The 16,271-nt window shown below is 60.2% G+C and carries 15 protein-coding genes; 6 read left to right on the forward strand and 9 right to left on the reverse strand.

Going from position 1 to position 16,271, the window contains the following annotated elements; all coding sequences use genetic code 11:
- On the forward strand, nucleotides 1-1,224 hold a 1,224-nt coding region (locus tag BT116_RS29360), incomplete at its 5' end, for an RHS repeat domain-containing protein (RefSeq protein ID WP_139271919.1).
- A gap of 21 nt (nucleotides 1,225-1,245) precedes the next feature.
- The gene (locus tag BT116_RS29365) at nucleotides 1,246-1,668 is read left to right on the forward strand and encodes a hypothetical protein (protein ID WP_072349229.1); all 423 of its coding nucleotides are present in this window, start codon (nucleotides 1,246-1,248) and stop codon (nucleotides 1,666-1,668) included.
- 417 nt (nucleotides 1,669-2,085) lie between these two features.
- Here the strand turns inward: BT116_RS29365 and BT116_RS29370 are convergent, their stop codons facing one another.
- Nucleotides 2,086-3,873: a bifunctional diguanylate cyclase/phosphodiesterase gene (locus BT116_RS29370; protein ID WP_072349231.1), complete on the reverse strand. Its 1,788-nt coding sequence runs from the start codon at nucleotides 3,871-3,873 to the stop codon at nucleotides 2,086-2,088.
- Between the two features lie 118 nt (nucleotides 3,874-3,991).
- Nucleotides 3,992-6,070, reverse strand: coding sequence for a carboxy terminal-processing peptidase (locus tag BT116_RS29375; RefSeq protein WP_170846016.1), 2,079 nt, complete (start codon nucleotides 6,068-6,070; stop codon nucleotides 3,992-3,994).
- Nucleotides 6,071-6,209: 139 nt separating this feature from the next.
- Here BT116_RS29375 and BT116_RS29380 point away from each other — a divergent pair, with 139 nt between their 5' ends.
- From BT116_RS29380 to BT116_RS29390, 3 genes are all read left to right on the forward strand, one after another.
- Nucleotides 6,210-7,172: a zinc-binding dehydrogenase gene (locus BT116_RS29380; RefSeq protein WP_072349235.1), complete on the forward strand. Its 963-nt coding sequence runs from the start codon at nucleotides 6,210-6,212 to the stop codon at nucleotides 7,170-7,172.
- A gap of 335 nt (nucleotides 7,173-7,507) precedes the next feature.
- A complete protein-coding gene (locus BT116_RS29385) occupies nucleotides 7,508-8,143 on the forward strand; it encodes a DUF1326 domain-containing protein (protein ID WP_063324795.1) in 636 nt (211 codons plus the stop codon).
- A complete protein-coding gene (locus BT116_RS29390; protein WP_072349237.1) occupies nucleotides 8,143-8,931 on the forward strand; it encodes a DUF2182 domain-containing protein in 789 nt (262 codons plus the stop codon). The genes BT116_RS29385 and BT116_RS29390 overlap by 1 nt, the downstream gene beginning before the upstream one ends.
- A gap of 222 nt (nucleotides 8,932-9,153) precedes the next feature.
- On the opposite strand, the gene BT116_RS29395 is transcribed toward BT116_RS29390, so the two are convergent.
- The 6 genes from BT116_RS29395 to BT116_RS29420 form a co-directional block, all read right to left on the reverse strand.
- Complete coding sequence (locus BT116_RS29395; protein ID WP_072349239.1) at nucleotides 9,154-9,807, reverse strand: HAD family hydrolase; 654 nt, start codon at nucleotides 9,805-9,807, stop codon at nucleotides 9,154-9,156.
- 46 nt (nucleotides 9,808-9,853) lie between these two features.
- Nucleotides 9,854-10,843, reverse strand: a complete 990-nt coding sequence (locus BT116_RS29400) for an ABC transporter ATP-binding protein (protein WP_072349241.1) — start codon at nucleotides 10,841-10,843, stop codon at nucleotides 9,854-9,856.
- Nucleotides 10,840-11,640: an ABC transporter permease gene (locus BT116_RS29405; protein ID WP_072349243.1), complete on the reverse strand. Its 801-nt coding sequence runs from the start codon at nucleotides 11,638-11,640 to the stop codon at nucleotides 10,840-10,842. The genes BT116_RS29400 and BT116_RS29405 overlap by 4 nt, the downstream gene beginning before the upstream one ends.
- Entirely contained in the window at nucleotides 11,627-12,463 is an 837-nt protein-coding gene (locus BT116_RS29410) for an ABC transporter permease (RefSeq protein WP_161951765.1), read from the reverse strand. The genes BT116_RS29405 and BT116_RS29410 overlap by 14 nt, the downstream gene beginning before the upstream one ends.
- 5 nt (nucleotides 12,464-12,468) lie before the next feature.
- A complete protein-coding gene (locus tag BT116_RS29415) occupies nucleotides 12,469-13,275 on the reverse strand; it encodes an alkaline phosphatase family protein (protein WP_063324801.1) in 807 nt (268 codons plus the stop codon).
- A gap of 212 nt (nucleotides 13,276-13,487) precedes the next feature.
- The gene (locus BT116_RS29420; protein ID WP_072349245.1) at nucleotides 13,488-14,555 is read right to left on the reverse strand and encodes an ABC transporter substrate-binding protein; all 1,068 of its coding nucleotides are present in this window, start codon (nucleotides 14,553-14,555) and stop codon (nucleotides 13,488-13,490) included.
- A gap of 349 nt (nucleotides 14,556-14,904) precedes the next feature.
- Here BT116_RS29420 and BT116_RS29425 point away from each other — a divergent pair, with 349 nt between their 5' ends.
- Nucleotides 14,905-15,651, forward strand: coding sequence for a UTRA domain-containing protein (locus BT116_RS29425; protein ID WP_072349247.1), 747 nt, complete (start codon nucleotides 14,905-14,907; stop codon nucleotides 15,649-15,651).
- Between the two features lie 7 nt (nucleotides 15,652-15,658).
- On the opposite strand, the gene BT116_RS29430 is transcribed toward BT116_RS29425, so the two are convergent.
- Nucleotides 15,659-15,841, reverse strand: coding sequence for a hypothetical protein (locus BT116_RS29430; protein ID WP_063324804.1), 183 nt, complete (start codon nucleotides 15,839-15,841; stop codon nucleotides 15,659-15,661).
- Nucleotides 15,842-16,271 lie beyond the last annotated feature (430 nt).

Here is a 16,271-nt window from a genome sequence, read left to right on the forward strand (position 1 = left end):
GGCAACCGCCTGCTGAAGGAGGGCGACCGCCACTACGACTACGACGCCTTCGGCAACCTGATCCGCGAACGCCGCGGCCAGGCCCTGGTCAGCGCCTACCGCTACGACAGCCAGCACCGCCTGATCGGCGTCACCACGGCGGATGGGCGTGAAACCTCCTACCGCTACGACGCCTTTGGCCGACGCATCAGCAAGACCGTGGACGGCCTGACCACGGAATTTTTCTGGCAGGGCGACCAACTCGTCGCCGAAAACAGCCCGCGCCACCACCGCAGCTACGTCTACGAACCCGGCACCTTCCGCCCGCTGGCGATGCTCGACGGCGAAGGCCCCGACGCCCGCCCGTTCTACTACCACCTCGACCACCTGGGCACCCCCCAGGAACTGACCAACCCCGCCGGCCAGATCGTCTGGTCGGCGCGCTACAACGGTTACGGCCAACTCACCGAACTCAACCACGGCGGCGGCGAACAGCTGGAACAACCGCTGCGCTTCCAGGGCCAATACTTCGACCCGGAAAGCGGCCTGCACTACAACCGCCACCGCTACTACAATCCCGGCACTGGCCGCTACCTGACGCCTGATCCGAGCAAATTGGCGGGTGGGCTCAATGGGTACCGGTACACCCTGAACCCGACGGGGTGGGTGGATCCGTTGGGGTTGGTGGATTGTCCGGGGAAGGGTGGGTGTCGGCCGGCGGTTGGGGAGCAGGATCCGGCGGCGAAGATTGGGGTGGACGAGGGGGAGCCGCGGCTGCCGATGACGGCGGAGCAGCGGCGGGCCAGAATTCAGGAGCTTTCTGAAGATAACGCTAAGCGACGAGTTGTGGAGGTGGAGGAAAAATACGATATGCATACCATAGACAAACATGGTCCCCACATTCCCGATATTGTGCTTAGGCAACGAGCAATAGACGGAACAGATCCAATAAGCGGGGCTCCGGGTAGATTAAATAAAAGCTCTCAATTTAGAAGCTGGAGGATGCAACTGCATGCTCTAAATGAGGCATTAACAAGAAAGGCTAGGGGATTACCCTCCCACACGGGCTTCGATAGGGCGGGAAATCCTATCCTCAGAATTGAGATGCCCGGCGCCGGTCGCGGTTATAAGCCCAATAGAAGGGATAGTCAAAGTCCAATGCTAAATGAAAATATGAATGGGGCAGAAATTAAATTCGATAAGGAGCAGACTGATAGACCTTTTACTGCATTTCCTATTGACTAATTAATGTGTGAGGAAGTAGTTATGTTGAAGGCTCCATTCACTGATCTGCCATACGAGCCCACCGTTGACATGTTTTTGGCGGGACTTGAGACTGAGTATAATGATCGCGAATTCAAAGATGGGTTATTGAGGCTTGATCCAAATAGCAAGGTGGATCGGCTGGAAATAATAAAGAAATATATAATCAAGAATCAGGAGTATTTGTCGTACAGGCATAAATTTTTGCTTGTCAAAGAGCTCGAGAAGGCGCTGTTAAATAAAGGTTATAATTTTGCTGCCGTTTTTGAATATGACTACGATAAGGATGAACCATCACCTTCGCCATGGTCTGCATCAGAAATTGAGACGCCTCGTAGCTTTTTTGAGGATGTTTTCAACATGGCAAATGAGATTTGGAGAAATGAAATTTTAAGGGCAGCTATGGAGGATCCTTCAGCGTGGTGATATCAGCTTTGATCGTTCCCACGCCATAGCGTTATCGTTAGGGGCCCGGCTGTGGCGAGGGTTTCACTGCTTAATTAACGCAGCACCAAACCGCTTTTTGATCGTCCCCACACTCCGCGTGGGAATGCATCCCGTGACGCGCTGCGTCACATTCAGAAGCGGAACGCAGAGCGTCCCTGGCGACATTCCCACGCAGGAGCGTGGGAACGATCGAAACGGACCCCTACTGCACGCCAAACCGCTTTTCGTGGCGAGGGAGCTTGCTCCCGCTGGGCTGCGCAGCGGCCCTAAAAACAACTAACTCGGTCAGCCAGATACACCGTGGCGCTGGTCAGAAGAGGGGGGGCTGCTACGCAGCCCAGCGGGAGCAAGCTCCCTCGCCACAGGCGTTCGGGCTGTGGGGAGTGGGGAATCCGCTTACATCGACAAACCCAACTCCACCACAGACTCCCGCTCCGCCAAACCCTCCACCAAATACACACTCCCTCCCAAAATTTCCTTGGCATGATGCTTGGCCTGGGAAGCCAGTTCCGCCAACTGGCTGGCGTCCAATTCCTCACAGGCCTCGGCGCGCAGGTGCACCACGCCAATCGACAGCGACAACAACGCGAACTCCTGTCGAACGCCCTGTCGGTTCAACGCTGTAAAGCAGCCAACCTCCAGGTGTTCGGGGCGGTAGAAGCGGCGGCAGTGGGTCTGGAAGTCGCTGAGTAGCTGGTCCAGGCGTCTGCGCCAGTCTTCCGGGCCGAGGACCAGCAGGAAGTCGTCGCCGCCGATATGACCGACGAAGTCGCGGCTGGGGTCGATACGTTCGTTCAGGCATTGGGCCAGGCACAGCAGGACTTCGTCGCCGCGACCGTAGCCGTAGATGTCGTTGAAGGGTTTGAAACTGTCGATGTCCACGTAGCAGATCACCGACTCCTGCCGCTGCTGCAGCAGGCGCGTGAGGCATTGCTGGATCGGTACGTTGCCCGGTAGCAGCGTCAGTGGGTTAGCGTAGCGGGCCTGTTGGATTTTCAGTTCAGTGATGAGCTTGAGCACATCGATCACCCGGCCCAGGCCCATGTAGCTGCCGTTGAGGGTGATGATGAAGTCCTCTTCGATGCGTTGTCGGGCGCGGCTGGTGATCAGGCGACTGACTTGTTGCAACGACTGGTTCAACTCCACTGCGAGAAAGTCGTCGCTCATCAAGCGGCTGATGGGTTTGCGGGCGAACAGGTCGGTGGCGAAGGGTTTGAGCAAGGCATCCGAGAGCGAATGGCGATGAACGATGCCGCAGGGCTGCCCTTGATCATCCAACACCGCCAGGGAGTTGAGGTTGGCCTGGCGACGAAAGGCTTCCAGCACGGTGGCTGTCGGCGTGTTGTGGGCCACTGCCGGTTGTTCGTTGAGTAGCGCACCGAGGTCGTTGACCTCATCGCTCAACGCCGCCACGCCGCTGTCCTGCTTGGGCATCAGCGCCCTGGCATCGCGTGACGGTTGTTCCTGAGGCCGGGCCAGCAGATAGCCCTGGACCAGATCGACGCCCATTTCGATCAGCACCGCCAGTTCTTCCGGCAGTTCGATTCCTTCGGCAATCACCTGGGCGCGGGAGGCCCGGGCGATTTTCAGGATCGAGCCCACGAACTCGCGCTTGAGGGCGTCCTGGTGGATGCCGTCGATGAAATGCCGGTCGATCTTCACATAATCGGGTCGCAATTCAGACCACAGCCGCAGGCTCGAATAGCCGGCGCCCAGGTCGTCCAGGGCAATCGAGAAACCCATCGCACGATAATGATGCAGCGCGGTTTGCAGGAGCTGGAAGTCATCGATAGGGGTTTGTTCAGTCAGTTCGATCACGACTTGGCTGGGGGCAATGCCGAGGTCCTGCAGCAGTTGCAGGGTGCGCCCGGTCTGGTGCGCGGACTCCAGCAGCGACTCGGGCGAGACGTTGAGAAACAGCTTGCCCGGGAGCTTTTGCTCATTGAAGCGCTGGCAGGCGCTGCGGCGGCAGGCCAACTCTAGTTCGCTGAGGCGGCCGGCCTGGCGCGCCACGGAGAGTAGCGCGATGGGGGAGTGCAACGGGCTGTTGGAGGGGCCGCGGGTCAAGGCTTCATAACCCACGATGCGCCGTTCGGAAAGGCAGATGATCGGTTGGAACAGGCTGTGCAAACCGCTTTGAGCCAGGATCGAACTCAAGGCACTCAGCTGTTCTGTCGTGGTCATGGCAATCTCTGGCGATAAAAAAAGGACCGGGTGCGTGGCACCCAGTCCTGTATTTCACGACAGACTGATGTCAGTTTGATGACACTCCGACGAGCATCACCATTAAATGGCCATCATCCTAGTGCTTGGCGATCGCTGTGTTGAGTTTCAGGTAATCCAGCAGGATCCGCCCGGTCTCGCTCAGGTAGGCATCGTCTTCCGGCTTGGTTTTCTCCGGCTCGGTGATCAGGTCTTCGTCCTCTTTCTTCAGTTCTTTGAGCGGTTCTTCGCCCTTGGCCTTGCGACGCAGGTTTTCCATGGTCAGTTGCTTGGCCTCGATGTCGGCATGCTGCGCGCGACGGTCGGCTTCGTTGAGGGTGACGGTTTTCTCCATCATCAACTTCTGCGCCAGGGCCAGCTTGTCGCGGATGAAGACAAACTCTGCATCCTGGGCCGTGCGGGTGTCGTGCTCGGACTTGAGCTGGGCCAGGAACGGCTTGAACGGATCCACCGCCGGTTTGATCGCCGGCCGGATGGTGTCCCACGGCATGGCTTCGGGCAAGGCGCTTTCACCGATTTCCTTGGTGTCGATGATCGACGGGTAATCGATGTCAGGCAGCACGCCCTGGTGCTGGGTGCTCTGGCCAGACACCCGGTAGAACTTCGCCAGGGTCAGCTTCAGTTCGCCATGGTTGAGCGGCTGGATGGTTTGCACGGTGCCTTTGCCGAAGGTCTGGCCGCCGATGATCAGCGCACGGTGATAATCCTGCATGGCACCGGCGAAAATCTCCGAGGCAGAAGCCGACAGGCGGTTCACCAGCAAGGCCATCGGCCCCTTGTAGAACGCACCGGGGTTTTCGTCTTCCAGCACATCCACCCGGCCATCGGCGTTACGCACGAGCACGGTTGGGCCCTTGTCGATGAACAGGCTGGTCAGCTCGGTGGCTTCCTGCAGGGAGCCGCCGCCGTTGTTGCGCAAGTCGATGACCACGCCGTCGACTTTTTCCTTCTGCAGCTCGGTCAGCAGTTTCTTGACGTCGCGCGTGGTGCTCTTGTAGTCCGGATCCCCGGCGCGGAAGGCCTTGAAGTCCAGGTAGAAGGCCGGGATCTCGATGATGCCGAGCTTGTAGTCCTTGCCGTCCTGCTTGAGGTTGAGGACCGATTTTTTCGCTGCCTGTTCTTCCAGCTTCACCGCTTCACGGGTGATGGACACGATCTTGCTGGTCTGGTCGTTCGGCGCATTGCTGGCCGGGATGACTTCCAGGCGCACCACCGAGCCTTTCGGACCACGGATCAGCTTGACCACTTCGTCCAGACGCCAGCCGACCACGTCGACCATTTCCTTGTTGCCTTGGGCGACGCCGATGATCTTGTCCGCCGGGCTGACCTGTTTGGTCTTGTCCGCCGGGCCCGCCGGGACCAGGCGCACGATTTTCACCTGGTCGTTGTCGCTCTGCAGCACCGCACCGATGCCTTCCAGGGACAGGCTCATGTTGATGTCGAAGTTCTCCGCGTTATCCGGCGACAGATAATTGGTGTGCGGGTCGTAGGACATGGCGAAGGTGTTGATGTACGCCTGGAAAACGTCTTCGGCGCGGGTCTGGTCCAGGCGAGCCAATTGGTTCTTGTAGCGCTTGGTCAGGGTTTCCTGGATCTGCTTGGAATCCTTGCCGGCGATCTTCATGCGCAGCACTTCGTCCTTGACGCGCTTGCGCCACAGGTCATCGAGTTCGGCTGTGCTTTTGAGCCAAGGGGCGTCCTTGCGGTCGACCAGCAAGGTTTCCTTGGTATTGAAATCGATTTTGTCGACGCCTTTGTTCAGCTCGGCAAGGGCGTAGTCCAGACGCGCCTTCACGCGGTCCAGGTAGCGCTTGTAGATGGTGAACCCGGCGTTCAGGTCGCCACTCTTGAGGAAGTCGTCGAACTGGGTTTTCCACTTGTCGAATTCAGCGATGTCGCTGGCCAGGAAATAACTGCGCGACGGATCGAGCAGCTTCAGGTAGCTGTCGTAGATGATGATCGAGCGCGCATCATCGAGCGGCGGCTTGCTGTAGTGATGGCGCTTGAGCAACTCGACCACGTTAAGGCTGGCAATCACCTCGTCACGATCGGGCTGAAGCTTGTCCCAGCTGTTGGCTGCGAACGTATCGTTCGACAGCGGTAACAGGCCGAGGCCAATGACTAGCGCGAGGGCGGTACTGGGGAACAGATGCTTCATGCTGATTCGACGCAGGGACAATTGATAACGCATATTAGGCCGTCTTTGAAGTCGCCGGTTCCATGTGGCCCGGGCGCATAATGCAAGAAAGCCCGGCGTTGAAGCAGCGGGCCCAGTCGAGACTCACTATGGAGGCACCGTGAAAGCATTGCAAGGCGTTGAAGGCCAAGTGGTATGGGCAGATGAGCCGAGCCCGGCGTGTGATGTCGGGCAAGTTCGTATTCGTGTGGCAGCCGCCGGCCTGAATCGGGCCGATTTGCTGCAAAAATCCGGACTTTACCCGCCGCCGCCCGGCGCCAGCCAGGTGTTGGGGCTGGAGTGCGCCGGGGTGATCAGCGAGGTCGGGCCGGGCTCGTCCTGGCAGGTGGGCGATCGCGTTTGCGCGTTGCTGGCCGGCGGTGGGATGGCCGAGGAGGTGGTGGTCGATGGCCGGCATGTATTGCCGGTGCCGGAGGGCCTGTCATTGACTGAAGCGGCCGCGCTGCCGGAGGTCTACGGCACTGCGTGGCTGAACCTGTTCCAGCTGGCGGCGCTCAAGCCGGGTGAAAAAGTACTGTTGCACGCCGGGGCCAGCGGCGTCGGCTCGGCCGCGATCCAGCTGTGCAAGGCGTTCGGCAACCCATGCTGGGTCAGTGTCGGTTCTACCGAGCGGCTGGCCTATTGCGAGGCCCTGGGCGCCCAGGGCGGCGTGGTACGCACTGATGGCCTGGAGAGTTTGAACGATCTCGGTCCGTTCGACGTGATCCTCGATCCGGTGGGTGGCAGCTACGCCAAACTCAACGTGAAACTTTTGTCAGTTGACGGGCGGTGGGTGCTTATTGGCCTGATGGGGGGGCGCTCGACCGAACTGGATCTGGCACAGGTGCTGGGCAAGCGTATCCAATTGCTCGGTTCGACCTTGCGCAGCCGTGACGAGCAGTTCAAGGCCGACCTGATCAGCGAGCTGGGCCAACAGGTGTGGCCGCTGTTTGCCGACAAGCGCCTGAGCCCGCAACTGGCCAAGACCTTCGCGATCAAGGATGCCGAAGCGGCGTTCGCGGAGTTGGCGACCAACCAGGTGTCAGGGAAGTTGGTGTTGGTGATCGATGAGAGCCTGAGCTAGTCGCGCAAGCAGTACAGCTGCGGTTCCTGTGGCGAGGGAGCTTGCTCCCGCTGGGTGGCGCAGCCGCCCCGGATGGTCTTACTGGCAGACCGCGTCAGCCGGTTTACGACCAGCCGAGCGGGAGCAAGCTCCCTCGCCACAGAGGTCTGAGTGTTCTCTAGTGAGTGCTCGTGCCTCACATTTTAAATGTCCAGACAGGCATGAACCCGGTCAACCACGGGCAAGCCGACCTTCGGTCGGTAGCCCGTATCCGGTGCGCGCGCCCTGCTAGCGTTACTAATGGGGGATGGGGTAACCGCAGCTTTCATTTCACCCGCCAGGTGAAGAGGTTGATCATGGCCATCGCCGAATGGCGCATGCAGGGCGTCGAATTCATTGCCTGCAATTGCAATTGGGGCTGCCCCTGTCAATTCAATGCGCCACCGACCCATGGTCACTGCCAGGCGGTGGCGTCGATGCGAGTGGAACACGGATATTTCAATCAGGTAGCGCTGGACGGTTTGTGCTGGGCCGCCACCTTCGCTTGGCCGGGTGCCATCCATGAGGGCAATGGCAGTTGCCAGGTGTTCATCGATGAACGCGCCGACGAGGCGCAACGCCAGGCCCTGTTGACCATTCTTTCTGGCTTGGAGAGCGACCCTGGGGCCAACGTGTTTCAGGTGTTCAGCAGCACCATGAGTGAAGCGTTCGAACCGCTGTTCGTGCCCATCACTCTCTCCATCGATGTCGATCAGCGCTTGGCGCACCTGGACATTCCAGGCGTGCTGCAGGCCAGCGGCGAGCCAATCCGCAGCCCGATCGACGGCTCACCTCATCGAGCCCGCCTGTCCCTGCCCAACGGCTTCGAGTTCCGTGAGGCCGAAGTGGCCAGCGGCAGCTACCAGACGCATTCAGCCCTCAAACTACAATCCCAGGGCAGTCATAGCCACCTCGCCCACGTGCACTTCACCGGCCATGGCATAGAGCCGTGATGGCAGAACCTCAGGCGGCGACGCCGAGCAAGCGGCTGACAGGCGAGCAGTTGCTGCTCCTGCTCTGCCTGCTCGCGCTGACTGCCCTGGCCTGGCTGATGTTGCTGGAGATGGCTCGCGACATGAGTGCGCCGGGCGGCATGGCTGATGCGGCAATGGGTGGCATGGTCATGCCTTGGAGCCTGGCCGATGCGCTGCTGATGTTCGCCATGTGGGTGGTGATGATGGTCGGCATGATGCTGCCCAGCACCTTGCCCATGCTGTTGATCTACCAGCAGATGCTGCGCAAGCGCATGCCGGCACCGCGGCGACACCTGGCCCTGCTGCTGTTCGGCAGCGCCTATGTTTTGGTCTGGGCCGGTTTTGCCCTGGGCGCCACGGCGCTGCAATGGGCGCTCGAGCAGCTCGCCCTGCTCAGTCCGGGGATGCGTAGCACCAGTACCGCGCTGGGCGCCGGCCTGCTGTTGGTCGCAGGCGTCTATCAGTGGCTGCCAGGCAAGGCGGTCTGCCTTGAGCATTGTCGCGGGCCGCTGCATTTTCTGCTCAGCTACTGGCGCCCCGACGTGCTCGGGGGCTGGCGCATGGGGCTGGCCCATGGCGCTTACTGCCTGGGTTGCTGCTGGGCCCTGATGGGCCTGCTGTTCGTGGTCGGCGTGATGAACCTGCTCTGGGTGGCAGTGATCGGTGCCTTCATTTTGCTGGAGAAAAACCTGCCGCAGGGACTCTGGTTCAGCCGTCTCTGCGGTGTGTTGTTGCTCGGCTGGAGCCTGTGGCTGCTGCTGGGCTGAACCTGTGGGAGCGAGCGTGCCTTATTGCCAGGAACTTACCGACGCACTCGTGCCCCGTGGCGAGGGAGCTTGCTCCCGCTGGGTGGCGTAGCCGCCCCAATCGAGACGACGCAATTGCCCAGGCAGATCGCGTCAACCGTTTTTACGACTGCTTCGCAGCCGAGCGGGAGCAAGCTCCCTCGCCACACAAGCCTGGGTGTTCTTCCTGGGGCTGTTCAGTGTTCATTTCCAGGTATGGATTGGCCACCCGGCCGATTCGGCATGGGCCTGCAGCACGGGATCCGGGTTGACCACGTGGGGGAAATCCACCCGCAGCAACAACGGCAGGTCATTGCGCGAATCGGAATAGAAACTGGCGCCCTCCAGGTTTTCTTCCTCGGCATCCAGCCAGTCCAGCAACCGCGCGATCTTGCCTTCGCGGTAGGTCAGGGTGCCTACGGTCTTGCCGCTGTAGACGCCATGGGCCACTTCAAGGTTGATCGCCAGGATCTCGTCGATGCCCAGGCGTTCGGCAATCGGCTTGACCAGGTGCGTGCCGGAGGCCGAGATCACCAGGATCCGGTCGCCGGCCTTGCGGTGTTCGGCGATGGTCTTGGTGGCGTCGCTGAAGATGATCGGTTCGATGAAGTCTTCCACCCAAGGCCCTACCAAGTGTTCGATTTCTTCCGGTGTGCGGCCGATCATCGGTTCCAGGCTGAAGTCCATGTACTCTTCCATGCTCAGTTTGCCGTGGCTGTAGGCGTCCATCAGCGCGTTGTTGCGCTGCATGAACGACTCGGGGTCGACCCAGCCCAGGCGTCCCATCTGTTCGCTCCAGAGGGTGGCGCAGTCGCCGTGGATCAGGGTTTCGTCCAGATCAAAAATTGCCAGGGCCATCAGCGCGTTTTCCTCTTCAAGATCAACTTCAAAATCGATAAAGCCATCAGGCTACCTCACACAGCGCCGACGGATCGATGGAAAGTGACAACCGTGCGCCATCGGGGTGCAGGTCGGCGGCCGAGCGATTGAGTACATCCACCACCAGTTCCACGCCACGGGCCTCGACCCGGTAGCGAATCACGTTGCCCAACAGGCTGTGGCTGCGAATCAGCGCATCGGCTTCGCCACCGCGACTCAGTTCGATGGCTTCCGGGCGAATGGCGATGCGGCCGTTCACCGGACGTTGCAGCAGCCGGCTGGCACTGTCGGCGTCCAGCAGGTTGTAGTTGCCGATGAACCCGGCGGCAAAGACATCGACCGGCGCAGTGTAAAGGGTTTCGGCATCGCCGCTTTGTACGATCTTTCCCTGGTTCATCAGGAAAATCCGATCAGACATCGTCAGGGCTTCTTCCTGGTCGTGTGTGACGAAGATCGTGGTCAGGCCCAGTTCGCGCTGGATCTGACGGATCTGTTCGCGCAGGTGTTTGCGAATCCGCGCATCCAGGGCCGACAGCGGCTCGTCCAGCAGCAACAGGCGCGGCCGGGTCACCAGGGAGCGGGCGAGGGCGACGCGCTGGCATTGGCCGCCAGAGAGTTGATGGGGATAGCGACCGGCAAAATCATGCAGCTCCACCAGGCGCAGGATCTCCAGCACACGCTTGTGGCTGTCCGAGGCGTCGACTTTTTGCATGCGCAGGCCGAAGGCGACGTTCTGTTCCACGGTCATGTTGGGGAACAAGGCGTAGCTCTGGAAGACCATGCCGATGCCGCGTTTCTGCGGGCTCAACGGGACGATGTCTTGCCCGTCCAGGATGATCTGGCCAGCATCCACCGCGGTCAGGCCGGCAATGCAGCGCAACAGCGTGGATTTGCCGCAACCGGAAGGGCCGAGGAGGGTGACGAACTCGCCTTTGCGGATCTCGCAATTGATGTCGCTGAACACCGGCGTGCCGGCGTAGCTTTTTTGCAGGTGTTGGACGCTGACGTAGCTCATTGGCTTTTGTCCTTGTTCAAGATGTTGGCCGCCCAGGTCAGGACCAGTACGAAGAAGAAGTAGGAAATCACCAGGGCACTGGTGAAGTGGCCGCTGCTGTTGCGCATGTTGTTCAGGTAGACCTGCAGGGTTTCATAGCGCGTGCCGACGAGGATGTTGGCAAACACGAATTCGCCGAACAGGAACGAGAAGGACAGCAACAACGCCACCATCAAGCCCTTGCGCAGGTTCGGCAGTACGACCAGGAACGCGGCCTGGAAGGTGCTGGCGCCGAGCAGCTGGGCGGCGTCCATCAGGTCGCGCAGGTTGATGGCTTGCAGGTTGTTGGTGATCGCCCGGTACATGAACGGCAGGGCGACGGTGAAGTAGCAGCCGATCAGGATCCATGGCGTGCCGACCATCGCCAGCGGTCCGGAGCCGTAGAGTTGCAACAGCCCCACCGACGACACCACCGGCGGCACCGCGAAGGGCAGCAGGATGAGGATGTTCATCAGCGCGTCGAGTCTGGGGAAGTGGTAATGCACCACGAACAGCAATGGCAGGATCAACACCACCGAGAGCACCAGCGCACCAACGCAGACCAGCAGCGATTGGCCGAAGGCATGGAGAAAACGCGGATCGCTCCACAACTGCACATACCATTTGAAGGTGAAGCCGCTGGGCAGCACGGTGGCCGACCAACTGCTGGCGATGGAGTAGACGAGCGTGCCGGCCAGGGGCAGCAGCAGGATGGCGAACAGCAGGTACACCACCGCCCGATGATAGAGCCCGGCGGAGCCCGGTTCAGCGCGAGACATGGTAGCTCCTCTTGAGCAGCAACTGATGGACGATGGTCACGACGGTCATCAACGCCACCAACACCACGGCCAGGGCGCTGGCCAGGTTCGGGTCGAGGGAAATATCGCCGGAGACCATGGCGGCGATGCGAATCGGCAGTACGTTGAAGTTGCCGGTGGTCAGCGCATAGACCGTGGCGTAGGCGCCGAGGGCGTTGGCCAGCAGAATCACGAAGGTGCCCAGCAGCGCCGGGGTCAGCACCGGCAAGCCGATGTGCCGCCAGAACTGCCAGCCGCTGGCCCCCAGCAGTTCGGCGGATTCGCGCCAGTCTTCGCGCAGGGCGTCGAAGGCCGGATAGAGCAGCAGCACACCCAGGGGGATCTGGAAGTAGGTGTAGAGGATGATCAGTCCGGTTTTCGAGTACAGGTTGAAATCCTCGATGATTCCCGCCTGTTTGAGCATGATCGTGATGCTGCCGTTGAACCCGAGCAAAATGATGAAGGCGAAGGCCAGGGGCACGCCAGCGAAGTTGCTGGTCATGTTGGCGAACGCGTTGACGAAGTTGCGCAACCGCGAATCCACCCGGCGCAGGGAGTAGCTGCCAAGTACGGCGATGACGATGCCGAACACGCTGGACCAGAAGCTGATCTCCAGGCTGTGCTGGATCGCTTGCAGGTAGAACTTGGAACTGAAGATCTTGCTGAAGTTGGCCAGGCCCCAGCCGAACTCTTCCGATTCCAGGCTGTTGACCAGCACCCAAAGCAGCGGGGCGATCTGGAACACGATGAAGAAAATCGCGAAGGGCACCAGGCACAACGCTGCCAGCCATTTGCCGCGCGTCATGGCGTTCACTTGAGTAACTCCTGGCAATAGGGTTTGTCGTGGTCGACGCCGAGCAATTGGCAAATGGTGCCGCACAGTTCGGTCTGCCGGGGCGCGGCCGCGGGATCGAGACTGAAGCCGTCACCCAGGACAAACAGCGGCACTTCCCGTTCTTCGGCCAGCAGGCCGTTATGGGAGCGATCGTTGTTCATGCCGTGGTCGGAGGTCACCAGCACCTGGTAACCGGCGTCGAGCCAGCCTTGCAGGTAGACCGCCAGGTTGATGTCGGCCGAGCGGGCGCTGTTGCGGTATTGCGGGGTGTCGAGGCCGTGCTTGTGGCCGGCGTCGTCGATGTTCATCGGGTGCACCAGCAGGAAGTTCGGCAAGTAGCGCTGGCGCAGGTGTTCGGCGTCGGCGAACAGATGGGAATCGGGGTAGTGGTCATTCCAATAGAAATGCCCGTACTGGATCGGCAGATCGGGGTTGTCGGTGTGACGATCTCGACCGGCCACGAAGGGTGAGACGTTGTAGAGCTCGCTGACCCAGTGATACGCCGCGGCCGCCGTACTCAAGCCGGCCTGGGTGGCGTAGTGGAAAATGCTGCGCTGATTCGACAGGCGCGAGACGTTGTTGTGCACGATCCCGCTGTCGATGGGCACGACGCCGGTGAGGATGCATTCATAGAGCGGGCGGGACAGGGCGGGCAACTCACATTCCAGTTTGTAGAGGGCCGCGCGTCCTGCGCCGACGTAAGCCTGCAAATGCCCCATGGCATGCCGGGCGACCTCATGGTTGAGGCCGTCGAGCACCACCAGGATGACGTTGTGCTTCATGGATACCAAGACTCCGGATGGACACCAGAAAACTCGGATTCACCGCAGGTCCAATGTGGGGGCGAGCTTCTGTGGGAGCGAGCTTGCTCGCGATGAAGGCGACGCGGTTCAACAGCAATACCGTGTCATCGTTCATCGCGAGCAAGCTCGCTCCCACAGGGCCTGTTCCCACAATAGGATCTGCGTTGGATATCCGAGCGGGAGCTACTGCCTCACTTCATCTCGACGATGACTTGTTCATTCCACATCTGCGGCAAGGCCTTGGAGGTCTTCTCCCATGCATCCGCGTCCTTGATCGGGGTCACGCCTTTGTATTGCTCGTTTGGCAGCAGCTTGGCCTTGACCTCTTCCGGCAGGGTCAGGTGCTCGGCGCGGATCGGACGGGCGTTGCCCTTGGCCAGGTTGATCTGGCCGGCGTCGCTGAAGATGTACTCACGAGCCAGCTTGGCGGCGTTCGGGTGCTTGGCGTATTTGTTGATGATGGTGGTGTAGCCGGAGATGACCGAGCCGTCGGACGGAATCAGCACGACGTAGTCATCCGGGTTGGCCATCTTGGCCTTGTAGCTCAGGCCGTTGAAATCCCAGACTACGCCGACTTCGACTTCACCTTTCTCCATCGTGGCGATGGTCGGGTTGGCCATGGACAGGCGCCCTTGCTTGGCGATCTCGGCGAACATCAACAAGGCTGGCTGGACGTTCTTCTCGTTGCCACCGTTGGCCAGGGCGGCTGCCAGCACGCCGTTGGCGGCTTGGGCGGCGGTGCTCACGTCACCGATGGAGACTTTGTATTTGCCGGTCTTCAGGTCCGCCCACTTGGTCGGCACTTCGGAACCGTGCAGCAGCTTCTTGTTGACGATGAACGCGATGGTACCGGTGTAGGCCAATGCCCAGTTGCCGTCCTTGTCCTTGGCCCAGGCAGGTACTTGTTCCCAGGTGCTTGGCTTGTAGGGTTGGACCACGCCCTGCTTGACCGCGATCGGGCCGAAAGCTGCACCGACGTCACCGATGTCGGCGCTGGCGTTGTCTTTCTCTGCGGCGAATTTGGCGATTTCCTGGGCCGAGCTCATGTCGGTGTCGATGTGTTTCAGGCCGTAGACCTTGGCCAGGTCATCCCAGGTGCCTTTCCAGTTTGCCCAGTCATCGGGCATGCCGACGCTGTTCACGGCGCCTTCCGCTTTCGCAGCGGCTTCCAATGTTTTCAGATCGGTGTCAGCGGCCATGGCGGCGGTGCACATGGCAATGGTCGAGCCTAACAGTGATGCCAGGAAAAGCTGTTTCATCCGAAGCTCCTATGGGCGTTTTCAACGCTGCGATTGCGGTTGTGTTGGTCTAGGTCAGCAATACCTGAGCCAATGTAGGCGAGCCCTGTGACATTTTGATGTCGGTGGTGCGGGCTTCAGGAAATGCCCGGCTCGTGGAGGTTGGCTGCGAATTAAGCGTAGACCATGGTTAAACAGCTGATCTGAAAGGACTTGGCCGTTAATTTGCACGCTTGCAAGACGACCGTTCGGCGGCTCTGTCATCTGCCAGTCATGTGCAGTGCCTAGGCTTGCTGGACCAAGAAGCGGATCGAGGGACAGTCGATCTTGCCCCGAAACAGTGCTGGTCTAGTCCAGATAGGTAACGTTGATGCGCATCGATGCAACCAAAGCGGTGACAGCCATCGGACAGGTCCTGCAAGAGCAGCTCGACCACGGGTTGCTGGCGCCCGGCAGCAAATTGCCGGCCGAGCGCAAGCTCAGTGAGTTGTTCGGGACCACGCGGATTACCGTGCGTGAGGCGTTGTTGCAGCTCGAAGCCCAGGGGCAGATTTATCGGGAGGAGCGCCGGGGCTGGTTCGTTTCGCCGCCGCGCCTGGCCTACAACCTGATGCAACGCAGCCATTTCCACGCCATGGTCGCAGCCCAAGGGCGTGTGCCTTCTACCCAAGTGCTCTCGGCGCGCCTGCAACCGGCCTCGGCGGCGGTATGTGCCTGGTTGCAACTGCCGGCGTTGTCCAGCGTGATCCAGATCTGCCGCGTGCGGCGTATCGACGAGCGGCTGGTGCTGTACGTCGAGCACTACCTGAACCCGCAGTATTTTCCGGACATCCTGGGGTTCGACCTCAACCAATCCATCACCGAACTGTACGCACGCCATTACGACCTGCACTACGGCCGGGTGAAGTTTGAAATCGTGCCCACCTCGTTACAGCCAGAAGCGGCAGCGGCGTTGAAGGTTTCGGTGGGCAGCCCCGGGCTTCGCATCGCACGGGTCAACTATGACCAGCACCAGCGGCTGATCGATTGCGACCTGGAATTCTGGCGACACGATGCTATCCATGTCGGCGTGGATGTGCCGGAGCAACCGGTACCGGAACAATCGCCCGCAGCCTGAGGCAGGCTCAGAGCGACTCGTTGAGCTTGCTCAGGATCTTGATCACCACCGTGGCGAGGATCAGCAACATGCCGATCCACATGGCAAAGACCCCGACGCTCTTGTCACGGAAGTTGAAGCCGATGGCCAGCAGGATCATGCCGGCAATGATGGGCACCAGCATGGCGTTGAACGAAGATATGGAAACCATGGAGACAGCCTTGTCGGGGGGGATAAGGTCAGTCTAGTTGGGGTTTTCCCAGGATGTGATGATGTGGGTCACATCCCCCACGATCCCGAGGTGAACACTCTTGTGGCGAGGGGATTTATCCCATAGGCGCTAACCAAACCCCTCGCCCCGTAGCCCGTCTCGCTGGTATCCCCGCGTGTTTCGCGGGGACTCACGTAAAGCATTGCTAAAGTAATCCCATTGCTCAAGGCAATCGAATAGCGACAAACATGGACCGATTGCGCCACAAAGCAGCCAAAGGACAAACGCCATCTCACGCCAGCGAGAGCGCCGCAGATCCACCTGCTCCCGTTCGTTTTTTTGTGAGCTCTTCCTTTGGCTCAGGGGAAAAATGCTCGCCTTCTGCGATCAACCGCTCGATCAGGCAAGCCACCAATAATTTCCCTTGCAG

Source organism: Pseudomonas sp. NFACC16-2, assembly GCF_900119205.1.
Taxonomy (GTDB): domain Bacteria; phylum Pseudomonadota; class Gammaproteobacteria; order Pseudomonadales; family Pseudomonadaceae; genus Aquipseudomonas; species Aquipseudomonas fluorescens_Q.

Excerpts from the sequence above, each read along its gene's own strand:
- BT116_RS29365 (WP_072349229.1), top strand. The coding sequence starts at position 1,246 with ATGTTGAAGGCTCCATTCACTGATCTGCCATACGAGCCCACCGTTGAC.
- BT116_RS29370 (WP_072349231.1), bottom strand. The coding sequence starts at position 3,873 with ATGACCACGACAGAACAGCTGAGTGCCTTGAGTTCGATCCTGGCTCAA.
- BT116_RS29375 (WP_170846016.1), bottom strand. The coding sequence starts at position 6,070 with ATGAAGCATCTGTTCCCCAGTACCGCCCTCGCGCTAGTCATTGGCCTC.
- BT116_RS29385 (WP_063324795.1), top strand. The coding sequence starts at position 7,508 with ATGGCCATCGCCGAATGGCGCATGCAGGGCGTCGAATTCATTGCCTGC.
- BT116_RS29390 (WP_072349237.1), top strand. The coding sequence starts at position 8,143 with ATGGCAGAACCTCAGGCGGCGACGCCGAGCAAGCGGCTGACAGGCGAG.
- BT116_RS29395 (WP_072349239.1), bottom strand. The coding sequence starts at position 9,807 with ATGGCCCTGGCAATTTTTGATCTGGACGAAACCCTGATCCACGGCGAC.
- BT116_RS29400 (WP_072349241.1), bottom strand. The coding sequence starts at position 10,843 with ATGAGCTACGTCAGCGTCCAACACCTGCAAAAAAGCTACGCCGGCACG.
- BT116_RS29405 (WP_072349243.1), bottom strand. The coding sequence starts at position 11,640 with ATGTCTCGCGCTGAACCGGGCTCCGCCGGGCTCTATCATCGGGCGGTG.
- BT116_RS29410 (WP_161951765.1), bottom strand. The coding sequence starts at position 12,463 with ATGACGCGCGGCAAATGGCTGGCAGCGTTGTGCCTGGTGCCCTTCGCG.
- BT116_RS29415 (WP_063324801.1), bottom strand. The coding sequence starts at position 13,275 with ATGAAGCACAACGTCATCCTGGTGGTGCTCGACGGCCTCAACCATGAG.
- BT116_RS29420 (WP_072349245.1), bottom strand. The coding sequence starts at position 14,555 with ATGAAACAGCTTTTCCTGGCATCACTGTTAGGCTCGACCATTGCCATG.
- BT116_RS29425 (WP_072349247.1), top strand. The coding sequence starts at position 14,905 with ATGCGCATCGATGCAACCAAAGCGGTGACAGCCATCGGACAGGTCCTG.
- BT116_RS29430 (WP_063324804.1), bottom strand. The coding sequence starts at position 15,841 with ATGGTTTCCATATCTTCGTTCAACGCCATGCTGGTGCCCATCATTGCC.